The sequence below is a fragment of the Burkholderia sp. BCC1977 genome (genome assembly GCF_905339595.1).
In the GTDB taxonomy this organism is placed as follows: Bacteria; Pseudomonadota; Gammaproteobacteria; order Burkholderiales; family Burkholderiaceae; genus Burkholderia.
The window spans coordinates 1-4,046 of the sequence record NZ_CAJPGQ010000100.1 but is presented as its reverse complement, the minus strand read 5'-3'; the positions used below and the strand labels follow the sequence as shown (position 1 = coordinate 4,046).

The following is a 4,046-nucleotide window of genomic DNA, read 5'->3' as shown; positions in this document are numbered from 1 at the left end:
TTCATCGTCAGCCACGGCTGGTTCATGCAGTAACGTCCTCGCCTCCCTGACGGGAGGCGATTCCCGCACTACCGCCTATTCTCGTGATGGCGTGCCGTCGGTCGACGGCACGCCATCCGTCTCCGCCCTCCACGGCGGGATTTCTCGGAGCAACTGATGAAACCGCACGCGCGTACAGAAAAGCAGGCCGTCGATGCGGCGGACCTGCATCACGAAGCCGGCGCGCCGGCCGCTGCGCGGTCGCTGCCGTACGAAACGATCGCGCTCGTCCTGCAGGGCGGCGGCGCGCTCGGCGCGTATCAGGCCGGCGTGTTCGAAGGGCTGCACGAAGCGGGCGTTCCGCTCGACTGGATCGCAGGCATCTCGATCGGCGCGCTCAACACCGCGCTGATCGCCGGCAATGCGCCCGAACATCGTGTCGAGCGGCTGCGCGAATTCTGGGAAACGATCTGCCAGCCGGCGTTCTTTCCCGCGATTCCGGCGGCGTTCGAATTCGCGCTGTTCAACAGCATCGACCAGATCCGCACGTTCTTCACCGCGTCGCAAGCCGCAAGCGCGATGATGCAGGGCCAGCAGGGCTTCTTCTCGCCGCGCTTCCCGCCGCCGCTGCCGGGCGTGTCCGATCATCCGGAAAAGATCAGCTGGTACGACACGTCGGCGCTGCGCGCGACGCTGCTCAAGCTGTGCGATTTCGACCGGATCAACTCGGGCGAGACGCGCGTGTCGGTCGGCGCGGTCAACGTCGGCACCGGCAACTTCGTGTACTTCGACAACTCGCGCATCCGCCTCGAGCCCGAGCACTTCATGGCGTCCGGCGCGCTGCCGCCCGCGTTCCCGCCGGTCGAGATCGACGGCGAGTACTACTGGGACGGCGGTGTCGTGTCGAACACGCCGCTGATGGAAGTGCTGCGTGCGCGTCCGCGGCGCGACACGCTCGCGTTCCAGGTCGACCTGTGGAGCGCACGCGGGCCGCTGCCGCGCACGATGGCCGACGTCGCGGAACGCACGAAGGACGTGCAGTATTCGAGCCGCACGCGTTTCGTCACCGACACGCTGCAGCGCGAACAGCGCTACCGCAACGTGCTGCGCCACGTGCTCGAGCAGGTGCCGGAAGAACAGCGCAAGAACGACCCGTGGTGCGTCGAGGCTGAAGCGATGTCGAGCGGGAAGAAGTACAACATCCAGCACCTGATCTATCAGCAGAAAGCGTACGAGCACCACTACAAGGACTATCAGTTCGGTCTGTCGACGATGCGCGACCACTGGTGCGCGGGTCTCGACGACATCCGCAAGACGCTCGCAGTCAAGGACGGCCTCGCGCTGCCCGCCAACGACGCGGGCTTCGTCACGCACGACATTCACCGCCGCCGGTAATGTCGTGTGCGACGGACCGGCGCGCTGCCTGCGCCGGTCCGTCCTCTTATCCGATTCGACATGCCGATTTTCATTGCGCTATTCGCGCTCATCGCCCTGGGATGGGGCGCGGTTCACCTGTTTCACGTCATTGCCGCGCAGTTCGGCCAGCCGGTCGCGATCGCGGCCGCCGTGCTCGCCGCCGCGATCCTGATCGCGCTGATCGCGTGGTGGATCAAACGCCGCCGCGACATCGCACCGAACACGAAGGAACACGGCTGGACCCACATCGTGCATCGCGCGTGGGGCGAGGTACGCGTGTCCGCGACACAGGGGCTGCTGTGGCTGTCGCATGACGGCGCGGACGGCCGCTATACGTTGTCGCAGCTCGACGGCTGCGAGGCCGCGCCGATCGACGGCCGCTGGCATCTCGTCGTGCGCGTGCGCGATGCCGTGCGCGGCGAATGGAAGCTGCCGATGATGGACAAGCGCGATGCACGGCGCTGGGCGCGCGTGCTGATGCTCGCGAAGGACAACCGGCTGTAACGGGCCACGGCCGCGTGCCGGCGCAATCGTTCGACGGTCAGCCATTCGATCGGACTCGTTCCGGTACTGCCGACGAGGCGTCGATGCAGCGTTCGGCGCGGCGCATGCCGCGTCCAATCGATTCGGCGCTGCGGCGCGCGTCCTGAACGGCGCAGCGGTTCCCTATCGCGCGCCGAGCGCCCATAACGCGTCGAGCACGTGCTGGGTCGACCGCTCGACCGGGCCGGCCCGATGGGCGATGCCCAGTTCGCGCCACAACGCCGGACGCAGCGGCCGCGTGACGATGCGCGCATCGGGCAACGGGGCGCCCGCCTCGTGCGGCAGTAGCGTCGCGCCGTAACCCGCGGCGACCAGACTCTTGATCGCATCGTTGTAGTTCAGTTCGATGCGCGGCTCGGGCCGGTGGCCGCCGAGCGCGAACCATTCGGTCGTGAGCCGTGACAGGCGGGTGGTCGCATCGTTGAGAATCAGCGGACGCGCGGCCAGATAGGCCGGCGTCACACGCGCCGGCAGCCGCCAGTCCGCAGGCAGAAAGGCCAGCACCGGATCGCGCCGCCACGCGCGGATCGACAGCCCCGCGACCGCCGGCTGCGGCAGCGCCACCAGCCCGACGTCGAGCGTGCCCTGCGCGATGCGCGCCAGCGTGTCGTGCGACGTGAGCACCGCGATCTGGACATCGATGTCCGGATGCCGCTCGCGCAACCGGGCCACCGCCTGCGGCAACAGATGGGCGATCGCCCCGGTCGATGCACCGAGACGCACCCGCCCGGTCAGCCCCTGCACTTGCCGCTCCACGTCGTCGAGGGTCGACTCGACCTCGGCCAGCAGGCGGCGCGCCCGCTCCACCAGCACCGCACCGATGGTCGACGGCTGCACGTTGCCGCGCGTGCGCGACAGCAACGGCGCACCGATGCGGCCTTCGAGTTCGGCGACATGAAGGCTGACCGTCGGCGGCGCGAGATGAAGCAGTTGCGCGGCGGCCACGAAGGATCCCTGGTCGGCGATTGCGACCAGCGTACGCAGCCGGTCCAGACTGATCTCGCGCATACCCACCTCTCGTTCAGGAAAACTGAATCCGGCAATCAGGAAATTCAACTTTTCCTATTCTAGGCGTTCGGTGGACGATACGGCTTTCCCGATGCCCGAAACGAGGAACGCGACCATCATGAGCCTCCCCACTGTCTACATCGACGGCGACCAAGGTACGACCGGACTGCTGATCCATGAGCGCCTGCGCGATCGCACCGACCTGCGGCTCGTCACGCTGCCGGATGCCGAGCGCAAGGACCCCGCGCGGCGCGCCGACGAGATCAACGCATCCGACATCGCGATTCTGTGCCTGCCCGACGCTGCCGCGCGCGAAGCGGTCGGCTTCATCCGGAATCCGGCGGTACGCGTGATCGACGCGAGTTCGGCCCATCGCACCGAACCGGAATGGGTCTACGGTTTTCCCGAGATGGCCGATGGACACGCGCAAACCATCGCGCGCGCGCGGCGCGTCACCAATCCGGGCTGCTATCCGACGGGCGCGATCGGCCTGCTTCGGCCGCTGCAACAGGCCGGCCTGCTGCCGCGCGACTACCCGGTGAGCATCCATGCGGTGTCCGGTTACTCGGGCGGCGGTCGCGCCGCCGTCGACGCGTTCGAATCGAACGACGACGCACGCGCGAAACCGCTGCAGGTCTATGGCCTCGCGCTCGCGCACAAGCATGTGCCCGAGATCCAGCTGCATGCCGGGCTCGCGCACCGTCCGCTGTTCGTGCCAGCTTACGGCGCCTATCGACAAGGCATCGTGCTGACCGTGCCGATCGAGCTGCGCCTTCTCCCGGCCGGCGTGACCGGTGAGTTGCTGCACACGTGTCTCGCGCACCGTTACGCCGGCGCGCGCCACGTCGAGGTCACGCCGCTCGCGGACACGCGCACGATCACGCATCTCGATCCGCAAGCGCTGAACGGTACGAACGACCTGCGGCTCGGCGTGTTCGTCAATGCCGATCACGGTCAGGTGCTGCTGTCCGCCGTGTTCGACAATCTCGGCAAAGGGGCCTCCGGCGCGGCCGTGCAGAATCTCGACCTGATGCTCGGTGCGGCGTAAGCGGCGAGCGGTGGGCGGTGAGCGGTGAGCGGTGAGCGGTGAGCGGTGAGCG

General features: G+C 67.9%; 4 protein-coding genes. 3 read left to right on the top strand and 1 reads right to left on the bottom strand.

The genetic code is table 11. The features are described from left to right. The first annotated feature begins 156 nt into the window (after nt 1-156). Together U5771_RS34690 and U5771_RS34685 are read left to right on the top strand one after the other, a co-directional pair. Complete coding sequence (locus U5771_RS34690; protein ID WP_322028115.1) at nt 157-1,374, top strand: patatin-like phospholipase family protein; 1,218 nt, start codon at nt 157-159, stop codon at nt 1,372-1,374. Nucleotides 1,375-1,434: 60 nt separating this feature from the next. Further along, nucleotides 1,435-1,899 (top strand): signal peptide protein, encoded by a 465-nt coding sequence (locus U5771_RS34685; RefSeq protein ID WP_322028114.1) that lies wholly within the window; start codon nt 1,435-1,437, stop codon nt 1,897-1,899. A 162-nt stretch (nt 1,900-2,061) separates the two neighbouring features. Here U5771_RS34685 and U5771_RS34680 read toward each other — a convergent pair whose 3' ends face one another. Then, nucleotides 2,062-2,946 (bottom strand): LysR family transcriptional regulator, encoded by an 885-nt coding sequence (locus U5771_RS34680; RefSeq protein WP_322028113.1) that lies wholly within the window; start codon nt 2,944-2,946, stop codon nt 2,062-2,064. A gap of 118 nt (nt 2,947-3,064) precedes the next feature. On the opposite strand from U5771_RS34680, the gene argC reads away from it, so the two are divergent. Continuing rightward, nucleotides 3,065-3,994 carry an N-acetyl-gamma-glutamyl-phosphate reductase gene (gene argC, locus U5771_RS34675; RefSeq protein ID WP_322028112.1) on the top strand — a complete coding sequence of 310 codons (930 nt, stop codon included), beginning with the start codon at nt 3,065-3,067 and terminating at the stop codon, nt 3,992-3,994. The last annotated feature ends 52 nt before the right edge of the window (nt 3,995-4,046 follow it).